This window comes from Exiguobacterium sp. AB2, assembly GCF_000696055.1.
In the GTDB taxonomy this organism is placed as follows: Bacteria; Bacillota; Bacilli; order Exiguobacteriales; family Exiguobacteriaceae; genus Exiguobacterium; species Exiguobacterium alkaliphilum.
The window spans coordinates 17,129-40,326 of the sequence record NZ_JNAA01000042.1; the positions used below are offsets into that span (position 1 = coordinate 17,129).

Consider the following 23,198-nt stretch of genomic DNA (forward strand, 5'->3'; position numbering starts at 1 on the left):
AGAACATGAACAACCAATGTGGAACGAGCCCGATTGTCGGGTTCCGCTTTACACTCAGCCCGATGACGTCCGATTTCGTGAGCGTCATCAAAGACGCACTGAAGGAGACGGACTTACAGAACGTCTGGCGCCATACCGATGACGTCTCGACGGTCATCCGGGGACGGAGTGAGCACGTATTCGATGTGGCCAAGGCCGTCTTATCTCATGCGACGAAGTCGGGGGTGCACGTCTCGATGAGCGGGACGTTCTCGGTCGGCTGCCCTGGCGACACGACGGGGGACAACTTGCTCGACGTGACGAACGAGCCGGCGAACGGTTCGGTCGAAAACCAATACGTCTCATCCCAGTTCGCACTCTATCCGCTCGGGGACGCGGAGTATATGGACATCATCTATGAAGAGATCGACTTCGCGAAAGCGCGCGGTGTGTTCAATGACTCGATGCATTACGCCTCCGGCATCCATGGCGACATCGAGCCGGTATTCTCGTTTTACGAGGCGACGTTCGACCGGGTGCGTGCGAAGACGAGCCACGTCGTCATGACGGTGACGTTCAGTGTGAACAGTCCGTCACATGAGGGACAAAACAATGCTTAAGTCGTGGAAATTAAAGGAGATCGTCTTGTTGTCGATATTATCGGTCGTCTTCGCCGTCGTCTATTTGGCGTTCGTCCACGTCGGAAATTTATGGGCTGGGCTGATTGGGCCGATCGCCTACGAGTGGATTTTCGGGATTTGGTTTATCGTCTCGATTATCGCCGCCTATATCATCCGTAAGCCCGGTGCCGCCTTTTTGTCGGAAGTGCTCGCGGCGACGATTGAGATGATGATTGGGAACGCAATCGGGCCACGCATCATTCTCGTCGGGATCATTCAAGGACTCGGGGCCGAGGCGGCGTTCGCCGTCACCGGGTATAAACGATATGACCTGTGGGTGCTCATGCTCGCTGGCTTCGGTGCTGCCGTGACGAGTTTCGCCTATACATACGTCATGGGCGGCCTCGCGGCACTCAGCCCGACGTACGTGGCGACGATGTTCGCCCTGCGCGCCACGAGCGGGATGCTCATCGCAGGGCTCGGTGGAAAGATTTTGAGCGACTTGTTGCTCAGGACGGGTGCGCTCGAAGGCTACGCGCTCGCACGTCAAGGACGCGCCCATGGTTGAGGCGGAGCAGTTGACGTTTCGTTATCCCGGCAAGTCGACCGACGTATTGGCAGACGTCACGCTCACGCTCCGGGATGGGCGGACACTCATCAGCGGGTCGAGTGGGTCGGGGAAATCGACACTGTTCGCCATGATGAACCGGCTCTATCCGGACAACTGTGACGGCATCGTGACCGGAAGGCTCGACTTGTTCGACCGGCCGTATGACACGTACGCGGCCGGCGAGGTGAATCGTCGGGTCGGCACCGTGTTCCAAGACCCCGACAGTCAGTTCGTCATGCAGACGGTCGAGGAAGAGCTGATCTTTACGCTCGAAAACTTTCACGTCCCCCGCGAGGAGATGATGGGGCGCGTCGAGATGATGTTACGGACGTTGCGGCTCGACGATTATCGACATCGCTACATCCATGACTTGTCTGGTGGCGAGAAGCAGCAAATCGCCGTCGCCTGTGCACTGATTGGCCGTCCGGAATGGCTCCTCCTTGATGAACCGCTCGCCCATCTCGACCCGGAGACCGCGGCTCGGTTCGTCCGTTGGCTCGACGGCGTCGCCCGTAGCGTCAACGTCGTCGTCATCGAACATCGCCCGTACGTGTGGGGCGATTTCTTCGACCGGCAAGTCGAACTTATGGAGGGGCGAATCGTCTACGATGGACCGTTCGAGATGCGCCCCGACTATACGTTCGCACCGATTACGAGCGAAAAAGGGGAACACAATTTATTTCACATACCGAATTTAAAACGAAAAGAATTCGAACTCGCAGCGAGTGACTTGACCGTCGCCGAGGGAGAGGTCGTCGCAATCCTCGGTCGTAACGGGAGCGGCAAATCGACATGGCTCAGGAGTCTCGCCCGGAACCATCGCGACGTCGGGCTCGTCCCGCAATCGCCGGCACACCTGTTCGTCACGAGCGAGGTGGCGCACGAGCTCGCGTACGGACACGATCACCCGATTGAAGACGTGTTGACGCGGCTCGGTCTCGAGCGATTACATGACGCCCATCCGCTCTCGCTCAGTCACGGACAAAAGCGCCGACTCGCGATTGGCGTGATGTTGCTCTCTAGGAAACGACTCATCGCGTTCGATGAACCGACCGCCGGACAAGACGAGGCGTCGCTCGGTGCGCTTTATGACTTGATGGAAGAGCGGGCACGTGACGGTCAGGCCGTGCTGTTCGTGACGCACGACCTCAACTTCGCCCGGGCTGCGAACACGTATTATTTAATGCACGATGGGAAGTTGAACGGTCCGTATGACGCATCGCTCTGGGAGCAGCCGGAACTCCTTCAGGCCCATGGGTTATGGATGGAGGAGATGGGATGACGTTTCATGAGATGAACCCGACGCTCAAGTTTTTGACCGTGACGTGCCTCATGTTCGGTCTCGCCTTCATGTACAACCCATGGACCCCGCTCGCCGTTTTTCTCGGCACGCTCCTCCTCCAAACACTGTTCGCCGACGTGAGCTGGCGGCGGTGGGGACTGTTCATGATCCCGTTTCTATTGACCGCGATCGGGACACTCTGGACGACGCTCGTCTTCGGAAGAGAGGCGGGTGGGGCGGTCGTGTTCACGCTGTTCGGTAACGACGTGACGGAAGAGAACGTGCGCCTTGCCGTGACGCTCGCCTTGCGCGTCTTGGCGTTCACGGCACTCTCACTGTTGTTTACGCTGACGACGGACCCGAAGCGTTTCGTCTACAGCTTGATGCAACAAGGCAAGCTATCACCGAAGATCGCCTATAGCGTCTTCGTCGGATTTCGGTTCTTTCCGATTTTAAAGAGCGAACTGATCCAGCTCTATGAGACGCACGCGCTCCGGGGCGTCCGGCTCGAGACGCGACTCGAGCACGTCCGACATGTCCCGAAGCTATTGATTCCGCTCCTGGCCGGTTCGATCCGCCAAGCCGAACGGATCGCCTTCTCGATGGAGGCGCGCGGGTTCACGGGGGAACGCCGCAGCACGTACGAGGTCGTCCCCGTCACGCGGAACGATTTCGTCTTGGCCGCATGTTTAGTCCTCTTGTTCGTCGTGAGTACGTGGGTGGGGATCCGTTAAAAAAACTGGACGACTCGTCCTCAGGCTGTTGATGAATCCATTCGTAAAAAGCGAATGGGTTCGTTTTTTGTGTTCAACGAGCTCGATCTAGTCACCCCGACACGAAATGGATGACGTACGATGTCGACGTTCGTTTCGGCCATCGTGGCGACAGAAAAAAACGGCCGCCAGACGGCGACCGTTTGCGTTACTCGTCCGACGGCGCCCCTACCCTGCAGGAAAGCAGTCCGACGGAGACCCAGCAGCGACGTAAGTCGCGATGCGGCTCCGGGATTGCCTGCGGAAAGCGTGGGCGCCGGAAAGACGGGCGATTCGCTTGATGTTAGTCAACAAGCTGAGGACGACTCACTCGGAGTCGTCCTGTTTCGTTTCTTTGACGATACGGAACTTCGGTTTGATTGATTCGTTGTTGAACGGCTCGAGCACGGTGTTCTCGTTGGCCATTCGAATCTGTTGCGGTTCACCTTTGGCGGTCGTCCCGATACAGAACATGTTCGCCTCGTGGTCGGCGAAGAGCGTCTTATACGCGGTCGCGTGATGCATGAGCCGACCGGGCGATCCCCAGCCGACGATGACCATGCCCCTGCTCTGTTCGACCTCGTCGAGCGTCTCCTCGACGTAATGGAAGTTCGTCTCGTCGAGTTGAGACTCGACGTAAGGCAGATTGTCGTTTATGGCGAGCGTCGGGACGAGACTGATGACGCGCACTTCCCGAATCGGTTTGTCGAGATGGTTGCGCATGAGCATGTACGCCCGTTGCGTCGTCGTCCCAGACAAGAACGCGTCACTCATTCGAGGGGAATAGATGATGACGGCGCAAATCACGCCATCGACGACATCGGTGAACTCATAGGAGCGCATATAGCGTTTCGTCTTGTCGTCATTGAAGACCGACTTGACTCGAATCGTCACTTCCTCGATTTGTGTGTTCATATCGTTTCCTCACTTCAACTAAAGATCAACGGTCACGTCAGACTCGCGAACCATTCCAAGTAACGAATTGCGTAGCGTGCGACTTGCTGCTTCGTCGACTTCGCGTCACCGGGAAGGAGCGTGACTTCGTCTTGATACTGTTCATAGTAGGACATGACGTTGTCTACGTACTGTTCGCTGCGATTATACTCGAAGATGGCCGAACGAACCGATTCAATCGAATCGGTCGATTGGCCGCCGTGTTCACTCAAGTAATACGCGGCCGCATGGGCCGAATCGATTAAGCTGTGTGGGTCGGCTTGTCCGTCATTGTTCCCGTCACGGCCGAGCCCGCCGTATTGCTCAATCAACGTCAAATCCGTCAAGTCGACCTCGTCCTCAGGGACGTCGCCTTTTTGGTCGTCCGTGTCATATTGCCAACCGAGCCAAGTCCGGGGCATGAACTGGAACGGACCGATCGCACCGACCGATGACCGCATCGAGGCACTGTGTGAAAAAATCGTCTCGACGCGATGGACGGCGGCGAGTAGGCGCCAATCGACGTCATACGTATCCGCGGCGTCTTCATAGACCGAGACATGATCCGACGGGACACCGTGATCTCCATAGTAGGCCCGGTAAAGGGCGTTGTTCACTTTGTCATCTTGACCGAACCAGCCGATTGCGACGAGGAACAACACTGTCACAAGCATGATACTGGTCAGTCGCAGCATCAATCGTTTCAAGATACCGCCTCCTAGCTTTCTAGACAATACCCGAATAGTGTAGCATATAGCTAACAGGAAGGACAGGAGTGGATATCGATGCTCGAACGAATCGTCTTTACCGTCATTCTCGCCTACTTATTGATCATTCAGCTGTTCAATGCCCGATTGATGAAATCGATGATCACGTCGCTCGGTCGGGGACGCGTCTACGAGGAGGCGATCAAGTCCGCATGGGGCTTGACGCTGTTGCTCGTCGCGCTCGTGTTCTTGTTCGACGTGCCGGGTGATGCGGTTGGCCTTGCCTTCATGCCCGACGTGACCGATGCACGGTCGTGGAACTATTTCGTCTTTAGCTGTGTCCTCATGGGCGGCATCTTCGTCTTCTATTTGTCCGTCTTGACGTCGGCGCGGCTTCGGGAACGGCTTCGTCCGCACTATGAGCTTGAGATTGAAAAAGTGTTGTTGCCACGGACAAAGGAAGAGGCACAGGCTTGGAAAGCCGTCTCGGTCACGGCCGGGATCACGGAAGAGTTTATCTTCCGCGGCGTCTTGATTTATACGCTCGCGCTCTATGTCGATCTCTCGGACGGATCGCTCGCCTTAGCGAGCGGCGCCTTGTTCGGTCTCGCCCATGCGTATCAAGGCGTCCGTGGTGTCATCGTGACCGGCGCCGTCGGCTTCGTGTTCGGCTACTTGTTCCTCGCGACAGGTTTACTTTGGCCGGTCATGGTCTTGCATGTGTTACTGGATCTGATTGCTGGCCCGATTCACGTCGCCGAGCCAAAAAATTCGTGACGGCGGCCTCGTAGGCGTCTCGGTCTTTTAAGATGCAGTTCGTATGCTCGGCATCGTGGATGAGCGCGAGCTCGTTGCGCCGGTTGAGGGCGTTCATTTCGATGGACATCCACGTCGGGACGAAATCGTCGCGCGTCCCGTGGACGAACAACACCGGGGCGCTCGTCTCGGCGAGCGAACGCTTCGGACTGACTTGGTGCATCAAAAACCCGGCCCGGCTCCAAAGGAAGTAGTTGATTCCGGGGAGCAATAAGTCGCCTGGCAGCCGATGTAGGTTGTTCAATTGATGACGCATCAGTTGGCGCATGTCATCGAACGGACACTCGGCAATCAAGAAATCGACATCCGTGAGCGGTCCCGCCTGTAAGATGGTCGCCGCACCCATCGATACGCCGTGAAGGCCGACCTCATCGACCGTCTCATGGGTCCGGAGCCAATCGACCCACTCGACGATATCGTGTTTCTCGTGATACCCGTACGAGGCGTAGACGCCCTCGGACTCCCCGTGTGATCGCAAGTCGACGGCGAGCAGGTTATACCCGAGCCGGTGGAACATGGCCAAGTGCGGTGCCATGAAACTGTGCGAGGCCGTGTAGCCGTGGACGAAGACGATCCATTTTTTTGCCTCGCCGTTCCGGTAAACCCGGCCGTAAAGGCGATAGCCGTCCCGAGATTGGAGCGAGACGTGTTCGAACGGCACGTCGTGATAGAACGATTGATCTTCGGTCGTGTACGGGGCGAGCAGCATCTCCGGTGTCTTCCGTTTCCCTCGCGTCATCCGTTTGAAGGCGTAATAACTGATGGCATAGTAGCCGGTGAACAGTGTCGCGAGCCCGTATTTCCATTTAGCTTGCATGAACATCGCTCCTTTCTCCATCATTGTACCCGAAACGTGACGTTTCGTTCACGTACGAGTTGCGTCTCCGGGCGCAAACGTGACGATTCCGCGACCGTTCCGGTAAAAGACGTTCATTGCACGCTGCACGGATGGGGATTATGCTTAGCCGGTAGAAGAAAAGGAGGGCTCCGTGTGACGCGTGAGGGGATGTATCGGCTGATTCAAGCGTGTGTGGAAGGGGACATCGACTATGTGACGGAGGAGGGCATCTCGATCATCCAGCGCGGCGAACATGGGACGAATCAGCTGTCACCCGTACTCGATGCCTTGATGGACCGATATTTGTACGGGGCAGGGCGCGACATGCAACTATCGGTCCGGTCGCTCACCACCGCTTCGGGCGTGAGAACGGACGAGACGGTGCGTGCGCTTCTCGCCCTCACGGACGTGTATCTCGTCTCGAACCACATCGAAGAACGGCTGCTCACGGTTCGTCACATCGAGCTCGACTCGTCGAGAGGGATGACCGTGCACGTGACGCTCTGTGCCTGGTTGGCGTTTCATCTGGAGATGGTTCGAGAAGCGGCCCAGCTCCGGGTCGGTACATAACGAAAGGGAGTGGCGATTTTGCCACTCCCTTTTTAAACTGGATTCAACTGTCCGTCACGCAACCGAAGGACGCGGTCGCACACGTCGAGCATCCGTTCGTCGTGCGTGATGACGATGACCCGTTTGTTGCGTTCATGAGCCGCCTCGGCCAGGCGTTCCATGACGAGACGGCCGTTCGGGTAGTCGAGGCTCGCCGTCGGTTCGTCGGCCAAGATGAGTTGCGGGTCGTTGATGAGGGCACGGGCGACGGCGACCCGTTGCCGCTCCCCTCCGGATAGCCGGTTCGGTAACTCGTTTGAGCGATGGCCTAACCCGAGGTCCATCAGGAGGGCCATCGCGTCGCCGTCGGTCTCGCTTTCGGCTTGGACGAGTTCAAGCTGCTCTCGCACCGTCAAATACGGGACGAGTTGCGCGTCCTGAAACACGAATCCGATCTCGTTCAACCGCAACTTCCGCCGGGTTTCCTCGTCGAGCGAGAAGACGTCGACCGTGTCGAACGACAGACTGCCCGCATCTGGACGCTTCAACAAGCCGAGGATTTGCAGCAACGTACTCTTGCCGCTGCCGCTCGGCCCGATAATCCCGATGCACTCACCCGGTGAGACGGTCAAGTCGACACCGGTTAAAATCGGTTGCTCATAGGCGTGATGAATGTTGGTTAACTTCATTTGATGCGACCTCCTAACGTGTCGGCAGCATCGAGCCGACGAAGTGTCTGTAACGGTAACACCGTACCGAGTAACGAGATGATGAGGAAGAGGGTGCTATAAAATGCCACGTTCGACCATTCGAACTGGAACGGGACCGCTTCGGGTACGACGCGCGTCATAAGCAAGGTCACGAGCATCGCGATGGTACTCGCTGCTACGACCGTGACGAGCACTTGCCAGACAAGCGCTGCACCGATCGTCCGTGACCGAATCCCGATTGCTTTCAAGATGCCGAGTTGCGGTAGTTTCTGTAACGTCACCATATAAAAGAATGCGGTCAGGATGAACGCCCCGATGATGAGGAGGAACGCACGCATCATATCGAACGTCCCTTGCGCGGCGGAATAACCGGGCACAGATTCGATGATATCTTGTTTCGAATGACGGGTGAGCGATGTGACCTCGTCTCCGAGCCAAGCCGAGACGTAAGTCGGCCCGCCCGCGGTCTGTTGATACGCGTCCCACGTCTCCATCGTCGTCCAGACGACGGGGCCGTGGCTGAATCGTCCGTCTGTCACACCGATAATCGTGAAACGGTACCCACTGACGAAGTCCTCGACCGTATCGCCGACCGCATACGTCTGTAAAAAGCTTGGGTCGACGAGCACTTCTCCGACAGAAAGATCGAGTGTCGGTCCGATGGTCGAGTCTGTCGGCAAGGCGAACAACGTCGCATCTTGTTTCGTTCCGTTCACGAACGTGAGCGGTTTCACGGCGAGCGGGGTCACCGCGTCGATTGGCGTCTCTTCGATGAATGAACGCGTCAACTGTCCGTCCGCGTCGTCTGTCAGTTGGAACGTGTCAATGTCGAGTTCGCGCACGCTTGCCCCGTTGTCATAGGCGAGCCCGTCCGCGAGCCCGGTGATTAGTGTCGTCAACAAGACGATTGCGAGTGTGATCAGGAGGATGAGTCCGTACTGACCACGTTTTCGCCACATTTCTTTTAGTCCGAGTGTCATTATAAAAAGCCTCCTTCATGTCGATGAAGGAAGCATACCGAACGAATATGAACGGAACATGAACACGTCACAGTTGAATCGTGAACGTCGTCCCCGATCCGGGCGTGGACTCGACTTGAATCGTGCCGCCGTGCAAGCTGACGATGTCGTGGACGATCGAGAGTCCGAGCCCGGTCCCGGCCGTCCCACGTGACGCGTCACCTTGGAAGAAACGTTCGAACAGGTGTGCCCGCGTCACGTCATCCATCCCGTGTCCGTCGTCTGAGACGATGATTGTGACGCGTTCGTCTCGTTTCAACTTGATTCGGATGGTCCCTCCTTCGCGCGAGGCGTGAATCGCGTTTTGGAGCAAGTTCATCCACACTTGCGCCAGCAAGATGGGGTCACCTTTCACCGTCATGTCGTCGAGGTCGGTGACGACGGCGATCCCTTTTTGGTCGAGTTGGAACGAGAGCCCGCGAATCACGTCTTCGATTGACGTGGTGAGCAGAACATCTTGCTCGAGCGAGATGTCGGCCTCGTCGAGCCTGGCGAGCAGGAGCAGTTGTCTTGTCAACGACGACAGCCGCGTCGTTTCGTCACGGATGATTTCAGCGTACGGTCGGGCCTTCTCGTCGGTCAACTCGACGAGCGTCGAGGCGTAGCCGGTTAACGACGTGAGCGGGGACTGGAACTCGTGCGAGACGTTGGAGACGAAACGTCGTCTTGCTTGTTCGGACGTCTCAATCGTCCGGGCCATCTCTTCAAACCGGCGAGCGAGGACGCCAATCTCGTCGGAACGCTCGAGCGGCAAGTCGCGCGGTGTCTTTCTAGAGGCGACCGATGCCGTCGCGTCGGTCAACGATTTGACGGGCTTGACGATCGAACGTGTCGCGACGGCGATCAAGAGAAATGCGAGTCCGGTCAAGAGGGCGAAGAACAACCCGACGAATAGATGCAACTCTCGGATTTGAGCCGATAAGTCCGGCCGTATAAAGACGGCGTCGACACCGTCCGGGCCCTCTAGTGGAAACCCGTACGTATTGACGACTTCATTGTCGAACAGTCCGAGCAAAAACAAATGGAACGGGTAGTCGCGCATCCCTTCATAGACGGTTCCTTCCCGTACCGAGGTGACGGTCCGCTCATCGATTGACTCGTCGCGGAACGAGCCACCGTACCGCATGACCCGACCGTCGGCTTTGACGACGTGGAGCTGATACCCGGTGCGGGCGAGGAACGTATAGAGGGCGGACTCGTCCTGGTCTGTATGATTCGAGAAGTAGCCGACGGCGGTGCTCGCCGCCTCGCTCGTCTTCTCACTATAGGTCGGTTGCCACCAAGTATAGTACGCGACGTTGCTGACGAGCAGGGCGATCGCGCCGGAGAGAAGTAAAATCATGAACACGGTCAAGACGATGCGCGTATAAAGGGTCCTCATTCGATCACCTCGAACGTATAACCGACCCCGCGCACGGTCCGAATCGAGACGACGTCACTTCGTAAACGGGTCCGCAGCCGTTTGATGTGGACGTCCACGGTCCGGTCGTCGCCGTCGAAGTCGAGCCCCCAAACATGTTCGATCAGCTCTTCCCGGCTGAACACGCGGCTCGGGAAGGCGGCGAGCTGATAGAGCAGCTCGAACTCACGTTTCGGCAGATGGATCGTCTCGCCGGACAGCTCGACCCGATAGTGGCGTAAGTCGAGCGAGAGCGGGCCGGCGTGAATCGAGCTCGCGGCCGTCCGTTCGTATCGTTTCGAGATCGCCTGTAGACGGAACAACAGTTCATCCGGAATGAACGGTTTCGTCATATAGTCGTCGGCGCCGTGTTCGAACCCAATCCGTTTGTCGTCCCATTCACCGAGCGCGGTCAATAAGATGACAGGGATGTCGAGCGTCGCCTTCATCCGGCGGCACAGTTCCCGTCCATCCATACCCGGTAACAGGATATCGATGACGGCCGCGTCCGGCGGGTCGGCCATGAACGCTGCTTCGGCCGTAAACGGGTCCGTGACGAGCATCGTCCCGTGCCCGGCGCGGCGAAGGGTCTCGTCGACTAGACGGAGGATATGTTCATCGTCTTCAACAATCATAATCTGCATTGGTCTCGTCCTTTCTATCCGTACAAAAAACGGCAGCGGCCAACGCCGTTACCGTCTCATTCGTTGTCAAGTCGTGCCCAAGTTACCGTGAAGTGCGCGCATCGCTCGCAAGAAGGCGTCCTTGAAGTATTTGTCTTCTTGCGTCTCAAGTGTCTCAATCGCGGTCTTGTCCCCGGTGCTCGCCTTGACGAGCAAATTGATGAAAGCGCCCCAACGCTTCACGTGCTCTGGCTTCGGATGGTTCATCGCGGTCGTCAACGTGAACCAGTACGGCTTGTCCCGGCGCTGCAACGTGGCGATCAGTTGTTTCGCCGCTTTCGCCTCGTCCTCGGTCGGCAGTGTCGCCGTGGCGAACCAACCGATGAGCGAAGCGCTCATCGATTCAAGCGATTCGCGCAACTCCGGATCAATCGCTTGGCGGCCGAAATCGGTCAAGTTGACGAAGACGAGCCGGTCTTTCAAGTCCATATGGGTGATCCACCCGCTCGCCGCTTTTAGTTTTTCTTTGTCTTTCGACTGGGCCTTGAACGTGAACCCGTTCTGTTTGCCGATATAAATCCGGAACTGCCCACGGTCGACGTGCTTGTCGACTTTGAACTCGACTTCTTGCCCGACTTGATACGGCTGGTTCTTCTTGTTCAGCGTCTGTCCTTTTTTCAGTTCGGGACGGCGGACGATATAACGGAGTGCCTCCTGCTCGGTCCGGTCGTCGAGCGTCCATAGGTTGTGGGGCGTCACGTTCTTGAACCGGTGGCGCCGGACGTAAATGTATTGGTCGAGTGCGTCAATCGCATCGGCGACCGTACGCTTCCCTGATAAATAGTCGTCCGCGATGTCGCGTAACGTGAGCGATTCGAGACGGTCGATGTGACCGTTATACGGGACGGTCCCAATCACGAACAAGGCCGTCGCGATCAGCTCGCTTTCTCGTGGGGTCAAAGGACGTTTAGCCATGGTGCACTTCCTCTCTACGGTCGTATACGTCTAGTATAGCAAAAACCGTTTTCTTCATGTAGATTGAATGAACCGAATGGAAAATTTGTACAGGCTGACAGGATTTCGGCGCATTTCTCCGAATATTTGTTAAGATAGAGTTAACAATGGGATGTGGAGACGAGGTGATGAGATGAAGCTGTCGATTGAGTCTGGCGACTATATCGTCTTAATCGAGATCAATAAAGAAGTGTTGAAGTGTACGTCACTCGAAGAGGCGACGTTCGCAGAGCGGGACCGCTATGAACTCGTCGGCCGGATGAGCGAGCGGTTGCCTGCCGAAGTGATCGTCCCGTCCGTCATCGACTATATCCGGTTCGGAAGCGGGTACATCGGGGACACGATCATCTGGAACAATGAGACGGAATCCTTCTTCTGCCAACAGTTCGAGACGATTGACGGGTCGCCTCTCGGAGAGGACTTGGAAGGGTTCACCCCGGACCCGTATCGCACGGAGCTGGCGAGGTATTATACGTATTTGACGATCGGAAAAATCGTCGACTTCGAGATGGAACATCCCGACAAACCTGACTATTGGTGAACTGTCGGAAAAATGTCATACTCTTTTTTTATGAAAAAAGGGAAATCGTATCGTAAATTTGAGATAATGTTCCCATCTTATGAAGTGTGAATGGAGCGTAAGGCGATGAAGAAAATGATTTTGCTGACGGCGTTGGCATTACTCGTCCCGACGACAGCCGGGGCCGCCAAACCTGTCATCTTGGAGAAACACGGCTACGTCGTCGCGGAGCCGCGCGTCGGAAACCAATATTACATCAAACAGACCGGGACCGACTTGACGTGGAACACGACGAGAGGGTCGGGCGATATCGTCGTCGCGCTCATCGACTCATCGGCCGACCGTAGCCATCGGGAGCTGTTGAACGTGCCGCGCGTCGTCAACTCGATGAAAGGGCCGTATAGTGTCGACTATCACGGTACACACACGGCCGGCATCATGTCAGGTCTTCACAACAAGTACGGCATCGCCGGTCTCGCCCCGAACGTCCGCTATCACTTCTATAACGTCTTTTATGGGAGAAACTCAGAGTTCACGGATTCCTGGACCGTCGCCAAAGCCGTCGATACGGCGGTCGCGAAAGGGGCGACGATCATCAACTTGTCGCTCGGCGGCCAAGACTACGACCGGGTACTGGCCGATTCGATAAAACGGGCCCGGGCGAAAGGTGTCGTCATCGTCGCCTCGTCTGGCAATGACGGCGCGACGAAAGTCTCGTTCCCGGCCAATATGAAAGAAGTCATCGCCGTCGGTGCCGTCGATTCGAGACATCGGCTCGCCGCGTTCTCGAACATGGACAGCCAAGTGAAGGTCGTCGCACCGGGTGTGAACGTCCTATCGCTCGGCTTGAAGAACAGTTTTATCTTTATGGATGGGACGTCGATGGCCGCGCCGATGGTGACGTCGGGAATCGCGCTCGTCAAATCGGTCAACCCGTTTCTGACACCGACCGACATCGACGGATTGATTCAAAAGATGCCGCGCGTGAGCGGGAAGTCGTACACGGAACTGAACACGAAACGGTTGCTTGATGCGACCCCGCGCCCGGTGAGCGTGTCTGCTCCGGCGACATTGACGAATCGATACGTCCAAGAAGCCAAACTCTCCGTCATGAACCGCCCGAACTTGAAGACGACGTACACGCTCTATCAAGGCACGCTTAAAGTGAAGACGCTCCCGGCGAACGGGGGAGCGTTCACGATGTACGCCGGCGGGGACTGGTTGCCGAGTGGTCAATATCGGCTAACGGCCGTCGTGACGGATGGAAAGTATAAGCGCACGTCGAGCCGGAACGTGAATTACATCAATCCCGTCAAGACGAACGTGACGGTGAAGGCGACCGACGAGGCGACGTTCTCGGTGACGACGACACGTAAAGGCACGGTCACCATTCTCGACGCGAGCGGCAAGACCGTGTACGAAGCGCTCCATGTTCCGGGCACGTTCCCGGTCCGCGGCGATACGACCAATAAATTGACGGTCATCCTGAAACCGACCGACCTCACCGAACGCATCGTCTCGACGACGTTCACACCGCCACCACCAGAAGAGGCGACTGAAACGATTGAAGCAACATAAAAAACCACCACCCGGTCCGACACGTCGCACTTGGTGGTGGTTTCATATATTAGTCGATGGTAATGGGCTCACCGATCCAACGAATGCTCGCTTCTAGCACGTTCCCGTTATCATCGATATGTTCAAAACTTAACTTCCCGTCGGCGACGATGTCGCACAAGCCGGCGCGGACGATGTCGCTCCAAGCACGACGCGTCTGAATCGATGCATCATACATCGGAATCGATTCAGGGAAACGTTCATGGAGATGGGCCAAGTTGTGATGATCGAAATGATACGGCCGCTTAGACATCTCATTCGGTGCTTTAATGTCGAACGGCTCGAACCCTTGGACGAGTCGATTTTTACGATAGAAGGCGAAGACGCCGTTGTTCAGGTGGAGCGCTTTAATGTCATCGATTTCAATCACATAGGTCAGCCGTTGAATCCAACCGTTCTTTGCATCTTGATGCATCAAAATCCCTCCTTGTTCAATGGAACACGCCTTATTTTAGCGCTGACGGCCATGAAAATCAAGTTCAGGTTGTCGGTTGTCAACGAGACGTTTATCGGCTACAATGATTGAGGTGACTATGAGGTCTGGACAATCGCGGGGCGCAAGCTTTGAGGAAAGTCCATGCTCGCACAGCCTGTGATGGCTGTAGTGATCGTGCTACACGAAACGATAAGTGTAGGCAACGCAAGTTGACGGCAGAAGAAGCACCTAAGTCCTCGGATATGGTGCAAGCTTCTTGAAAGTGCCACAGTGACGGAGTCTGTCCGGAAACGGTCAGAGTGGAACGAGGTAAACCCCACGAGCGAGAAACCCAAACTATGGTAGGGGAACTTCCCGACTGGAACCGAACGGGACGGAAGGCGCCAAGCGGCGCAGATAGATGATTGTCACTCCATCGTGCCAGGGAGACCGCTACGAGCACCGGAGTACAGAACATGGCTTACAGGGCAGCATAGTCTCTCATTAAACATCGACCAGGAGTTCAAGCAATCCTACTTGAGCTCCTTTTTACTTGACCATTTTAGGACGAACACTATAGAAAGTAGGGATACGATGGCAAAACGTAAATTAATCGCCACCGCAGCGATGGGAATTGAGGCGCTCGTCGCCAAAGAAGTGCGCGACCTCGGCTACACGTGCGAAGTCGAGAACGGACGCGTCTATATCGACGCGGAGATGGAAGACATTCCACGCTTGAACTTGTGGCTCCGGACGGCCGACCGCGTCAAGCTCGTCGTCGCCGAGTTCAAAGCGACGACGTTCACGGAGCTGTTCGACGCTGTCGTCGAATTGCCGTGGACCGACCTCATGCCGTGGGACGCTCGCTTCATCGTCGACGGCCGCTCGGTCAAATCGAAGCTGTTCTCGATCCGTGACTGTCAAAAGATCACAGAGAAGGCGATCGTCGACGCGATGCAACGCGGCTATAACAAACCGGGCGAGTGGCTCCCGAAGACGGGCGCCTATTACCCGATCGAAGTCGCCTTATTGAAAGATGTGGCGACGATCACGATCGACACGTCAGGGGATGCGCTCCACCGTCGGGGCTACCGTGAGCTCCACTCACAGGCACCGCTCAAAGAGACGATGGCCGCGGCGATGATTCAGCTGACGAACTGGAAGCCGGACATGCCGTTCTATGACGTCTTCACCGGTTCGGGGACGCTCGCGATCGAAGCGGCGCTCATCGGCCGCAACATCGCACCGGGCCTCAACCGTGAGTTCTGCTCACAAGACTGGCCGTGCGTGCCGAAGAAGGCCTGGTACGAGGCGATTAACGAGGCGAACGAAAAAGCCGAGTGGGACAAACCGCTCAAAATCTACGGCATCGACCTCGACCCGCGTATGGTCAAGCTCGCCAAAGACAACGCGGAGCTCGCCGACGTCCGTGACGCGATCACGTTCGTCCACAGTGACGCGGCCGCGTTGAAGCCGAAAGAAGAGTACGGTGTCATCATCGGGAACCCGCCTTACGGTGAGCGTCTGCAAACCGAGGACGAGATTATCGACTTGTACGAGCGGATCGGCCGTCAGTTTGATAAGTATCCGGGCTATAGCGTCTACATGTTGACGAGCTATGAGGACTTCGAGAAGGCGTACGGCCGCCCGGCGACGAAACGCCGCAAGCTGTACAACGGGAATATCGAGACGCAATACTACCAGTTCTTCGGTAAACGTCCGCCGAGACGTTCAGCTGAGCCGACTTCTGATACGAAATAAGTCTTCATTGCACACACATTGCACACTTTTTATTTGTGATCCTGCAGACACACGAAAACCGCTCCCTAGAGCGGTTTTTTTGCTTGCCGTGGTTTTTCACCCTTGTAGGTGATGGAATGGATGTATGGGCCAGATAGTCTGGCGGTCCTCATAACGTACATTTCCATATATAAGGATTATACTCATAATATGGTTAAGATAGGGAGATGAACTACGGATGATAACAGGTATATATGAGGCACACTTGCCGGTAAGTGATTTGACGGTGTCGATCCCGTTTTATGAAAAACTTGGAATGAAGCTGACCTTCCAAAACGAGCGCTTGGCGTTTCTATGGATCATCGAAGGAGAGAGTTGGCTCGGTCTGTGGGAGAGCGATCGCGTCGAACTGCCTTACCATCCTTCGATTCGTCACGTGGCGTTTCGAATCGACCCCGAAAGTTTGGGAACGGTGAAGGAGTGGCTTGGTCAACGTAACATCGAGGTCCGGACCGCCTTCAAGATGACGCCCGAAGAGCAGCCGTTGGTCCTGCCGAACTTCCCGCACGCACATGCCGCCATCTATTTCGACGATCCGGACGGGAATTCGCTCGAACTGATCGCGTTTTTGGATACGGACCAGACCGATGCGTTTCAAATGATGTCATTCGAGGACTGGTCAGAACGGAAGCGGATGCAAGCGTCACCAGACACGGAATGAGACGGAAGGGGTAGGGCGATGTATCGGTATACGTTATGTCTATTGAAGTCAGGACAAGAAGTCTTACTGTTGAATCGAGAGAAGCCGCCAGCGATGGGGCTATGGAACGGCGTAGGTGGGAAAATCGAGTCGGGCGAGACGGTAGAGGCGTCGGTCTGTCGCGAAGTATTCGAAGAGACCGGATATGAGATTGAGCGTCCTCTATATAAAGGGGAGGTCATCCTGCACGGGGAACAGCAGGTCGGGATGTATCTGTTCGTTGCGGAAGTCGCTAAACATGAAACGCATGGTATGGTTTTCAAGACACGTGAAGGGATTTTGGAATGGAAGCAAATCGACTGGGTGCTTCATCCCGACAATATGGGCGTCATCAGCAACTTGAAACAATATTTGCAGCCGATGCTAGACCACTCTATGCCTCGGCGCCATACGTTCCGTTATGACGGGCATGAACTGTTGACGTACACGCACGACCAGCTGGATGAAGCTTCTAGCAACGTACATTAAACGAGATGATTGGCCCCGTCGGCCGACCATCTCGTTTTTGATTCAAGTATTAAGTCACTCGCCGACCATCCCGTCACCATCGTTATCGCGCATGTGCGGATAGAGCCAGTGGTCGCTCGTGATTGGCATGGGGAAGCCGGCGTCCTTCGCCTCTTGAATCGTCACTTGGCCGTTGCCGTTCGTATCGACGCGCGTGACGTCACCGCTTGCTTCGGTTGTCGATGGGGCACTTTCCGTCAGTCCGAGCTCTTCATTCACGTCGTCCGGGTTGACGTTGTCGAACGAATCGGTCACGACATTTCCTTTGACCGTGTAGGTGTACACATAGTGTGAAGGGATCTGAGTATTCGTATCCGGATATGTGATGATTGCCAAGAAGTCGGTCGCGCCACCTGCGCTCCGGATCACGCTCTCCATATACGCCTGGTCGCCGTGGCGGTTGAGCGTGCTGTTTTGGGGCGTGATGTTGAAGGCGTTCGAGACGCCGCCGAGCGAATCGGCGATGATGTGCCCTTCGTCGAGGTCGTGGTGTTCGACCCCGGGCACTTTCGCCTCGTCGGCATAGTAGCGACCGTCCGACGTCACGTCTTCGCGGTCGTCATCCTGCAACACGATCTTGTCCGCGATCACTTTCACGAGTTGACCGTGCTCGTTCGTGAACGCTCAATATTCGCGGTCGCCGTATCCGATATCGACGACGACATTGTTCTCGCGGTCACCTGACAAATCTCCACCCTCGACTTCGATGATGTCATAACCGGCGAATCGGTCATCTGTCTCCGGTTCGGTCGGTGCCGTCGTCTCGACGGTGGCCTGTTCTTTCGTGTCCGTCACCGTGGTCGTCACGGCCTCCTCGCTCGTGCAACCTGCCAATAGCAGAATCGAGAGCGGTAATGCCAAATAAGTAAGGTTTCGTTTCATCTGAAGTCTCCTATGTGTGATGCATACTTGTTCATTCTAGGAATCTTCGACACGATTGACAAGCAATCGGATTGCGACGTGTTTCGACCGTGGTTCTCATAAACGAGCGAAACGTTGTCACGATTCGATAGCGCGCCTTGCGGAGGACTAGTGGTACAATGGACGGGAGCGGACCGGGGGTCGAGCGGGTTGTGGCGTTTCAATCGTTTCGTTTCAGGCTATACATACGTATACATCGCTTGAGAGGAGACGTGTCATGCAGACATATACCATTGAATATGCGTTCCAAGACAAAGAACAGACGACGCGGACGTGTGAGGTCGTACTCGACCGGACGCCCGATTTGAATGATAATCAGCAATTGGCCGACCTGTATCAAATCGTGTCAGATGCGATCCGTAAGCCGATCACCAGTTTTGAAATCGTAGCGGTCCATTAAACGAACCTTTGACCCCGGGCGCACGCCTTGGGGTTTTGTTCAGTCTGATGAAGAGGAGAGATGTACACATGAAGATTGTCGTCGTTGGATTAGGGGACGTCGCGAAAAAGGCGTATTTGCCGGTCTATGCCGGTTTGGAAGGGGTCGACGTCTATCTCGTCTCGAGAGACGAGGTAAAGGCGGGTCAGCTCGTCGAGAAATATCGTTTTGCCGGTCAGTATGCATCGCTCGAAGACGTCCCGTTCGAGACGATCGATGGCGCGTTGATTCACTCGACGACATCGGTCCATGCCGACCAGGTCGGTTACGTGCTCGCACAAGGCGTGCCCGTCTTCATCGATAAGCCGGTCACGTTCATGCTCGAGGACACGGAGCGGCTCGTACGCCTCGCTGCCGAGCAGGGCGTCGAGCTCGTCACCGGTTTCAATCGCCGTTTCGCGACGGCGACGGCTGCCTTGAAAGAAGTGTCCGACCCGAATCTGATTTTGATTCAAAAGAATCGGACGTATCAACCGGCGACGTTGCGTGAGTTCATCATCGAGGACTTCGTCCACGTCGTCGACACGCTCCGTTACCTGACCGGGCTCGCGCCTGTCGAGAATCTGGCCGTACGGACGCGGCATGAGGCCGGGACGTTGAAACAGCTCCAGATTCAATTCACGGCCGGAGGGGTCGAGGCGGTCGGCATCATGAACCGGGACAACGGCTGTACGGAAGAAGTGATGGAAGTGATGTCCCCTCGTCTGAAGCGGGTATCACGCGACGTCGAGCGGGTGTATGATTTCACCCGTGACGGCATGCTCGAGCGGGCGCTGAACCCTTGGGAGTCGAACTTGACGCGCCGGGGCTTCACGACCATGCTCAACGAGTTCTTGAAGCTCCTCGCCGGGGAACCCAACGACTCGGTGCGGGCAGAGGACAGTTTGACGACGCATGCCCTCTGTGAACGCATACTCGAAGAGGCTTCGCGCTGACCGTGTCGTTTCTGGGGCACGTCGAGCGGGTATTAACCCCTTAAAAGGAGGGGACGAGCATGGACATTCGTGAACTCGTCATGCAGGTGAACGATCTGTTATGGACGTACGTACTCATTTTCGTGTTGATTGCCGGAGGGTTGTATTTCACCATCCGGATGGGATTCGTCCAGTTCCGCATGATACCCGAGATGTTCAAGTTGCTGTTCGTCAAAGGGACCAAACACGAGAAAGGGCAAGTGTCGTCGTTCCAGGCGTTCGCCATCGGAACGGCCGCTCGGGTCGGGACGGGGAATATCGCCGGCGTCTCGACGGCCATCGCACTCGGTGGTCCGGGGGCCGTCTTCTGGATGTGGCTCATCGCCTTGATCGGTTCGGCTTCCGCCTTCGTCGAGAGCACGCTCGCCCAAGTGTATAAAGTGCACGACGGGAAGGCATGGCGCGGTGGACCGGCCTATTATATCGAGCGAGCGCTCGGTCAACGGTGGCTCGGCATCGTGTTCGCGATTTTAATCACGTTCGCGTTCGGTTTCGCGTTCAACTCGGTACAGGCCAATACGATCGCTTTATCGGTCAACAATGTTTTCGAGATTGATACGCTCTGGGTCGGCATCATCTTGGCCATCGTGACGGCCATCGTCATCTTCGGCGGGATTCGCTCGATTTCAACGTTGTCAGGAATCATCGTCCCGATCATGGCCGGCGGCTATATCCTGCTCGCCTTATGGGTCGTGTTCACGAATCTAGAGGCCATCCCGGCCGTCTTTTCGGCCATCTTCTCAGAAGGGATCCTCGGCTTCCGTCAACTGCTCGGCGGTGCGGTCGGTGCGGCCGTCCTGCAAGGGATTCGTCGCGGCTTGTTCTCGAACGAGGCGGGGATGGGTTCGGCTCCGAATGCGGCTGCGACCGCAGAGGTCAGCCATCCGGTCAAACAAGGCTTGATCCAATCGCTCAGCGTGTTCGTCGATACGCTCTTCATCTGTACGGCGACGGCAATGATCGTCCTCATCTCGGGAGTACCGGGGTCAGAGGACTTCCAAGGCATCGAGTTGGCGCAAGAGGCGCTCTTGACGGAGATCGGACCGATTGCGACATCGCTCATGACGATCGCCATCCTGTTGTTCGCGTTCAGTTCGATTTTGGCGAATTACTATTACGGGGAAACGAACATCGAGTTCATCTCGGAACGAAAAGTGTATCTGGTCATCTATCGGATCGCGGTCGTCGGGATGGTGTTGTTCGGCTCGGTCCGGTCGGCGGGGTTGGTCTGGTCGATCGCCGATATCTTTATGGGCTTGATGGCGCTCGTCAATATGTATGCCATCTTCCAACTCAGTAAAGTCGCCAAAGCGCTGCTTGACGATTATGTGGCGCAGAAGCGTGCCGGACGTGATCCGGTGTTCAATCGTGATGACGTGGAATTGCCTGGTAAAGAACATGTCGAGGCGTGGGAAGCGAAACGAGAGAACATCAGTTAAGATCGGGGGCAAGAATCGGACACATCGTTCTGTTCTTGCCTTTCGTTTATTGTTATTTTTATTTCAAATACCGAAATTATTCAATAAATTATAGAAAAGAGTGCACGAAATGGTACAACCTTTCCTTCATACATTCAAACGATTTTTTGCCGAACGTTTTTTCGACCAAGCGGCCATGTTGGCCTATTATTTCATCCTGTCCACGTTCCCGTTCTTGCTGTTCGTGCTCGGGATTGTCGGGTGGTTGCCGTTCTCGAGCGGGGACGTGATTTCCGCGCTCGCCCTGGTCATGCCTGAAGCCAGTTATCGGTTGCTGGAAGGGAATATCGAGGCGATTTTCGATGATTCACGGTTGCGACTGGCCTCACTCAGCATCTTGCCGGCGCTCTGGATCTCATCGATGGCGGTCCAATCGCTCGTCCGATCGCTCAATGACGCCTATCGCCTGATTCGGAACAAGGCGTTCTGGCGGGGCGTGCTACAAGACATCGCCGTGACGCTCGCGCTCATGTTCGTCTTGCCGTTCTCGCTACTGATCCCGGTCATCGAGACCGCACTTCGGGAGTTGGCGACGCACATCATCTTTATCGACGACATCGTCGCACGCTATGCTCAAATCTGGTTCTATTTCCGCTGGATCGTCGGCACGCTCGTCCTGTTCAGCGTCTTCTTGCTCGTCTATAAGTGGTTGCCGAGCCATCGCGGCACGTTCCACGACAGTTGGGCCGGGGCGGCATTTGCCACCATCGGCATCTTGACAGTTTCGAACGTGTTCAGCTACTATTCACAGTATGCAAACTATGAACAGTTTTACGGTCAACTCGGTGCCTTTATCATCTTGTTGATTTGGTTCTATTTGGCGGCCTCGGTCATCCTGCTCGGGGGACTGTTGAACGCCACGCTTATCGAACGAAAAGAAATATCCGGTTGACGTGTAAATGCTTGTTATCATTCTTTGATTCAGGGAATGATACGGTTAAGGTCACATCTTTTAATCGGAGGTGGGAAACATGGATATGCAACGGCTCGTACACAATCGTCGTTTCATCGATCAAACATTGTTTTACCTCGCCTTACAATTATGGAAGTGGGTTATGTTACTACCGGTCTTGTTCTATCTAGACGTTTCGATGAGCAGTGCCCCGTTTTCCCAGTATGTGATGGTCAGTCTGTTACTGTACGTGGCGTTTCGTGTCATGCAGTACGTGATTGCCAGCCGGGCTTCGTTGATGGAGTTACTCGAATTCGGCTATGCGGTGTTGTCGCTCGTCCTCGTCTTCTCCTTACTGCTTGAAGTGTCTGCCTCGCCAGGAGCCACCGCCTTTGTGCTCGGCGTGTTCTTGGTCCATCCTTCGCTCGCCTTGCACCATTACCGTGACTTTACGGAACGGAAGTGGTTGAACAAACAGTTCCAACTGTTCAGTCCGATGCTTCGAAAAGGTGAGATTCCGGTTCACGTGCTCGTGTTGACAGAGGATGAGATTATCATCACGGCAGAGAGTGGAAAAGAGTACACGTATCGGCATATCTACTGGGGCGGATTCTATATCGAAAATGTCTCATGAAGGTGGTCTAATCATTGAATAGTGTGATTGTGATGGTATTTTGGGTAGTAACGTTTATTGTATTCTTCAAAGGGGCGTTTGATATGTGGCGAGAATGGCGTGCCACTCATCAGCGCTCGGTCCTATATTTCTTTATCGTCTTGTTGCTCACTTGGTTTTGGTTCAACCCTTACCAGCTGACGGCGCTCCATCCGTTCGTCTTGATGGCGTATTATTGGAACCGGAACCGTCGGATGCGCAACTTGATGCTCGTGCTCGTCCTTGTACCATTCTTTATTCAACTCTGGTTCATGGCGAGAGCGATGTAATTTAGTCAGACCGTAGACATGTTGTCTGCGGTCTTTTCTTTAATCTATTGATTACGTGCGCTGTATAAACCGCCTGTCACGAGAAGTAGTGAGCCGCGGCAGGGCGCAGCAAAAAAACGCGAGCCAATGGCCCCCGTTTTTG

At 55.6% G+C, this 23,198-nt stretch carries 26 protein-coding genes, 1 other RNA gene and 1 pseudogene; 18 read left to right on the forward strand and 10 right to left on the reverse strand.

Going from position 1 to position 23,198, the window contains the following annotated elements:
• Nucleotides 1-5 precede the first annotated feature (5 nt).
• Genes DI14_RS06035 through DI14_RS06050 form a run of 4 tightly spaced genes read left to right on the forward strand, consistent with a single transcriptional unit; the run spans nt 6 to nt 3,225 of the window.
• Complete coding sequence (locus tag DI14_RS06035; RefSeq protein WP_034806558.1) at nt 6-599, forward strand: YkoF family thiamine/hydroxymethylpyrimidine-binding protein; 594 nt, start codon at nt 6-8, stop codon at nt 597-599.
• A complete protein-coding gene (locus DI14_RS06040; protein ID WP_034806559.1) occupies nt 592-1,167 on the forward strand; it encodes an ECF transporter S component in 576 nt (191 codons plus the stop codon). The genes DI14_RS06035 and DI14_RS06040 overlap by 8 nt, the downstream gene beginning before the upstream one ends.
• On the forward strand, nt 1,160-2,491 hold the full coding sequence (locus DI14_RS06045; RefSeq protein ID WP_034806562.1) for an ABC transporter ATP-binding protein: 1,332 nt from the start codon (nt 1,160-1,162) through the stop codon (nt 2,489-2,491). Before DI14_RS06040 ends, DI14_RS06045 begins: the two co-directional genes overlap by 8 nt.
• Entirely contained in the window at nt 2,488-3,225 is a 738-nt protein-coding gene (locus DI14_RS06050; RefSeq protein ID WP_034806564.1) for an energy-coupling factor transporter transmembrane protein EcfT, read from the forward strand. Before DI14_RS06045 ends, DI14_RS06050 begins: the two co-directional genes overlap by 4 nt.
• A 345-nt stretch (nt 3,226-3,570) precedes the next feature.
• Here DI14_RS06050 and DI14_RS06055 read toward each other — a convergent pair whose 3' ends face one another.
• Nucleotides 3,571-4,158, reverse strand: a complete 588-nt coding sequence (locus DI14_RS06055) for a DUF1643 domain-containing protein (RefSeq protein ID WP_034806567.1) — start codon at nt 4,156-4,158, stop codon at nt 3,571-3,573.
• Between the two features lie 32 nt (nt 4,159-4,190).
• Nucleotides 4,191-4,883: a lytic transglycosylase domain-containing protein gene (locus tag DI14_RS06060; RefSeq protein ID WP_235193409.1), complete on the reverse strand. Its 693-nt coding sequence runs from the start codon at nt 4,881-4,883 to the stop codon at nt 4,191-4,193.
• A gap of 78 nt (nt 4,884-4,961) precedes the next feature.
• Here DI14_RS06060 and DI14_RS06065 point away from each other — a divergent pair, with 78 nt between their 5' ends.
• Complete coding sequence (locus tag DI14_RS06065) at nt 4,962-5,660, forward strand: CPBP family intramembrane glutamic endopeptidase (RefSeq protein WP_034806570.1); 699 nt, start codon at nt 4,962-4,964, stop codon at nt 5,658-5,660.
• Here DI14_RS06065 and DI14_RS06070 read toward each other — a convergent pair.
• Nucleotides 5,590-6,516: an alpha/beta hydrolase gene (locus DI14_RS06070; protein ID WP_034806663.1), complete on the reverse strand. Its 927-nt coding sequence runs from the start codon at nt 6,514-6,516 to the stop codon at nt 5,590-5,592. The genes DI14_RS06065 and DI14_RS06070 overlap by 71 nt on opposite strands.
• A gap of 174 nt (nt 6,517-6,690) precedes the next feature.
• Here DI14_RS06070 and DI14_RS06075 point away from each other — a divergent pair, with 174 nt between their 5' ends.
• Nucleotides 6,691-7,107 (forward strand): hypothetical protein, encoded by a 417-nt coding sequence (locus DI14_RS06075; RefSeq protein ID WP_034806573.1) that lies wholly within the window; start codon nt 6,691-6,693, stop codon nt 7,105-7,107.
• A 32-nt stretch (nt 7,108-7,139) separates the two neighbouring features.
• Here the strand turns inward: DI14_RS06075 and DI14_RS06080 are convergent, their stop codons facing one another.
• The 5 genes from DI14_RS06080 to DI14_RS06100 form a co-directional block, all read right to left on the reverse strand.
• Complete coding sequence (locus DI14_RS06080) at nt 7,140-7,775, reverse strand: ABC transporter ATP-binding protein (protein WP_034806576.1); 636 nt, start codon at nt 7,773-7,775, stop codon at nt 7,140-7,142.
• The gene (locus DI14_RS06085) at nt 7,772-8,776 is read right to left on the reverse strand and encodes an ABC transporter permease (RefSeq protein WP_034806579.1); all 1,005 of its coding nucleotides are present in this window, start codon (nt 8,774-8,776) and stop codon (nt 7,772-7,774) included. The genes DI14_RS06080 and DI14_RS06085 overlap by 4 nt, the downstream gene beginning before the upstream one ends.
• A 67-nt stretch (nt 8,777-8,843) precedes the next feature.
• Nucleotides 8,844-10,196: a HAMP domain-containing sensor histidine kinase gene (locus DI14_RS06090; protein ID WP_034806582.1), complete on the reverse strand. Its 1,353-nt coding sequence runs from the start codon at nt 10,194-10,196 to the stop codon at nt 8,844-8,846.
• Complete coding sequence (locus DI14_RS06095; protein WP_034806586.1) at nt 10,193-10,858, reverse strand: response regulator transcription factor; 666 nt, start codon at nt 10,856-10,858, stop codon at nt 10,193-10,195. Before DI14_RS06095 ends, DI14_RS06090 begins: the two co-directional genes overlap by 4 nt.
• Nucleotides 10,859-10,924: 66 nt before the next feature.
• Complete coding sequence (locus DI14_RS06100) at nt 10,925-11,812, reverse strand: hypothetical protein (protein WP_034806589.1); 888 nt, start codon at nt 11,810-11,812, stop codon at nt 10,925-10,927.
• Between the two features lie 172 nt (nt 11,813-11,984).
• Here DI14_RS06100 and DI14_RS06105 point away from each other — a divergent pair, with 172 nt between their 5' ends.
• Together DI14_RS06105 and DI14_RS06110 are read left to right on the forward strand one after the other, a co-directional pair.
• The gene (locus DI14_RS06105) at nt 11,985-12,392 is read left to right on the forward strand and encodes a hypothetical protein (protein WP_034806591.1); all 408 of its coding nucleotides are present in this window, start codon (nt 11,985-11,987) and stop codon (nt 12,390-12,392) included.
• 105 nt (nt 12,393-12,497) lie between these two features.
• Complete coding sequence (locus tag DI14_RS06110) at nt 12,498-13,949, forward strand: S8 family serine peptidase (RefSeq protein ID WP_235193410.1); 1,452 nt, start codon at nt 12,498-12,500, stop codon at nt 13,947-13,949.
• Between the two features lie 49 nt (nt 13,950-13,998).
• Here the strand turns inward: DI14_RS06110 and DI14_RS06115 are convergent, their stop codons facing one another.
• Complete coding sequence (locus tag DI14_RS06115) at nt 13,999-14,403, reverse strand: hypothetical protein (protein ID WP_034806596.1); 405 nt, start codon at nt 14,401-14,403, stop codon at nt 13,999-14,001.
• Between the two features lie 121 nt (nt 14,404-14,524).
• Between DI14_RS06115 and rnpB the strand changes: the two genes are divergently transcribed.
• The 4 genes from rnpB (at nt 14,525) to DI14_RS06130 (ending at nt 17,371) form a co-directional block, all read left to right on the forward strand.
• Nucleotides 14,525-14,892: RNase P RNA component class B (gene rnpB, locus DI14_RS15200), an RNA gene on the forward strand.
• A 105-nt stretch (nt 14,893-14,997) separates the two neighbouring features.
• The gene (locus DI14_RS06120) at nt 14,998-16,164 is read left to right on the forward strand and encodes a class I SAM-dependent RNA methyltransferase (RefSeq protein WP_034806599.1); all 1,167 of its coding nucleotides are present in this window, start codon (nt 14,998-15,000) and stop codon (nt 16,162-16,164) included.
• A 217-nt stretch (nt 16,165-16,381) separates the two neighbouring features.
• Complete coding sequence (locus tag DI14_RS06125; RefSeq protein WP_034806602.1) at nt 16,382-16,864, forward strand: VOC family protein; 483 nt, start codon at nt 16,382-16,384, stop codon at nt 16,862-16,864.
• Nucleotides 16,865-16,882: 18 nt separating this feature from the next.
• Nucleotides 16,883-17,371 carry an 8-oxo-dGTP diphosphatase gene (locus tag DI14_RS06130; RefSeq protein ID WP_034806605.1) on the forward strand — a complete coding sequence of 163 codons (489 nt, stop codon included), beginning with the start codon at nt 16,883-16,885 and terminating at the stop codon, nt 17,369-17,371.
• A gap of 54 nt (nt 17,372-17,425) precedes the next feature.
• On the opposite strand, the pseudogene DI14_RS06135 reads toward DI14_RS06130, so the two are convergent.
• Nucleotides 17,426-18,292, reverse strand: a pseudogene (locus tag DI14_RS06135) (DNA/RNA non-specific endonuclease).
• Between the two features lie 256 nt (nt 18,293-18,548).
• Here DI14_RS06135 and DI14_RS06140 point away from each other — a divergent pair.
• The 6 genes from DI14_RS06140 (at nt 18,549) to DI14_RS06165 (ending at nt 23,056) form a co-directional block, all read left to right on the forward strand.
• Nucleotides 18,549-18,731: a hypothetical protein gene (locus DI14_RS06140; RefSeq protein ID WP_034806608.1), complete on the forward strand. Its 183-nt coding sequence runs from the start codon at nt 18,549-18,551 to the stop codon at nt 18,729-18,731.
• A 68-nt stretch (nt 18,732-18,799) separates the two neighbouring features.
• Entirely contained in the window at nt 18,800-19,705 is a 906-nt protein-coding gene (locus DI14_RS06145) for a Gfo/Idh/MocA family protein (RefSeq protein ID WP_034806611.1), read from the forward strand.
• Nucleotides 19,706-19,764: 59 nt separating this feature from the next.
• Nucleotides 19,765-21,183 (forward strand): sodium:alanine symporter family protein, encoded by a 1,419-nt coding sequence (locus DI14_RS06150; RefSeq protein WP_034806613.1) that lies wholly within the window; start codon nt 19,765-19,767, stop codon nt 21,181-21,183.
• Nucleotides 21,184-21,292: 109 nt separating this feature from the next.
• Nucleotides 21,293-22,114, forward strand: a complete 822-nt coding sequence (locus tag DI14_RS06155) for a YihY/virulence factor BrkB family protein (RefSeq protein WP_034806615.1) — start codon at nt 21,293-21,295, stop codon at nt 22,112-22,114.
• Nucleotides 22,115-22,193: 79 nt separating this feature from the next.
• Nucleotides 22,194-22,748 (forward strand): hypothetical protein, encoded by a 555-nt coding sequence (locus DI14_RS06160; protein WP_034806618.1) that lies wholly within the window; start codon nt 22,194-22,196, stop codon nt 22,746-22,748.
• Nucleotides 22,749-22,831: 83 nt separating this feature from the next.
• Entirely contained in the window at nt 22,832-23,056 is a 225-nt protein-coding gene (locus DI14_RS06165; RefSeq protein WP_235193411.1) for a hypothetical protein, read from the forward strand.
• The last annotated feature ends 142 nt before the right edge of the window (nt 23,057-23,198 follow it).